Raw genomic sequence first — 1,378 nt, forward strand, 5'->3', positions numbered from 1 at the left:
TCGACACAGCGCTCACTCGGCTGGCGGATTGACGGTAGAGCGCTCACGACAATGGCGGTGAGAAATTCACCGCCAAATAGCGTGAGCGGCTACAACATCCAATACCGCGTTCCCGGAACCATCCGTTCTCAACTGATAAGATGCGGTTGTTGAACGATGTTTCGAATCGACCAAAAAAGGCTTTTGTAAAACAAAGAGAGGTTCCTTCTCACCGGTTTTATAGAAAACCACCGTTCCGTCGGGCTCAGGCTGATACGTCAGGTTTTCCAGTTTCAGTTCATACGAGAACGTCGTTGGAGCCTTTGAGCTTTTTAGCACGACCGTTTCCTTCAAACCATTGGGCATCACCGCATAAGAAAGGTCGGTATCGGGGGCTGCATTCACATAATCAATCCGGTTCCCCTTGACATTACCTTTTACCGTAATCCCGAAGGTGGGACGGAAAGACAGCGCGGAACCTTTCTCGTCAATCCGAAAGAAGCCAGCATTCGCCACCGGTGGAAGGTCGACTGAGAATTTGTTCGCCTTATTTTTATAGGTTCCATTCGAATCCGATACCAAGTTTGAATCAATCGGAAGCCACTTTCCGGTTTGCGCGTCCTTATAGTGCACCGGTTCCATATACACCTTTTCGGTGAACGAACCATCCGGGTTTACATACCGTTTCGAAGTGGCCGTCCGAAACTGCTCCAGCTCTTGCGGACCCTGCCGTGGCGATGTGAATGAAACATCGTTTTTCGGTTCCTGAACTGTTTTCGGGACCGTTACCGGAGAATCCGCTTCTCCGGCCTTTGTCAGTTTTGAAAGTCCAGGAATCGGACTCAAAACAAGTCCGAGTGACAAAATCGGAATCACGACAGTTCGTAATCCGAACTTTCGCATTGTAATAAATCTCCTTCCAACAAAAAAAATAAGAAAAAATCGAACAATTGCTTGAATAAGAGGAAATCAGGAAAAAGAACCATTGATTGATATGTAGGGATGCCCACCACCTTATGTACAAATCGAAGCTAATGCCATTTTATCTGAACAGTGGTTATAGTAACCATCTGTAATTTTTGGAAAATTGTATTCGTGAATCTCGAGTTTATCAATCTGCCCATCTCTGTCTTGTCTTATAAGATTTGAAAAGACAAGGAGTTTTCCGTCCGGACAGTTGGCGAGCGTGTCGTTATAATCCATGAACAGGCAACTGTGAACAATCCGCCCATCGTCTGGATCTTAATGCCCCGGCGCCAACATACTCGCTAGGAACAAAACAAATCCCTTTAGCTGAGCGTAGTTCTTTAAAAATTGCTGGAAGCTACGCTTCTTTGTCATGCCTACTTTTCTGGAAAGCAGCATAAAAAGAGCGAAGAACTAGCAGTTTCCAGCTACA

At 45.9% G+C, this 1,378-nt stretch carries 1 protein-coding gene; it reads right to left on the reverse strand.

Annotation, left to right across the window (positions count from 1 at the left end; translation table 11 throughout):
- Nucleotides 1-66: 66 nt before the first annotated feature.
- Nucleotides 67-882, reverse strand: coding sequence for a hypothetical protein (locus C230_RS0100130; RefSeq protein WP_018130090.1), 816 nt, complete (start codon nt 880-882; stop codon nt 67-69).
- Nucleotides 883-1,378 lie beyond the last annotated feature (496 nt).

Origin of the sequence: Effusibacillus pohliae DSM 22757 (assembly GCF_000376225.1) — a bacterium.
In the GTDB taxonomy this organism is placed as follows: Bacteria; Bacillota; Bacilli; order Tumebacillales; family Effusibacillaceae; genus Effusibacillus; species Effusibacillus pohliae.

Excerpts from the sequence above, each read along its gene's own strand:
- C230_RS0100130 (WP_018130090.1), bottom strand. The coding sequence starts at position 882 with ATGCGAAAGTTCGGATTACGAACTGTCGTGATTCCGATTTTGTCACTC.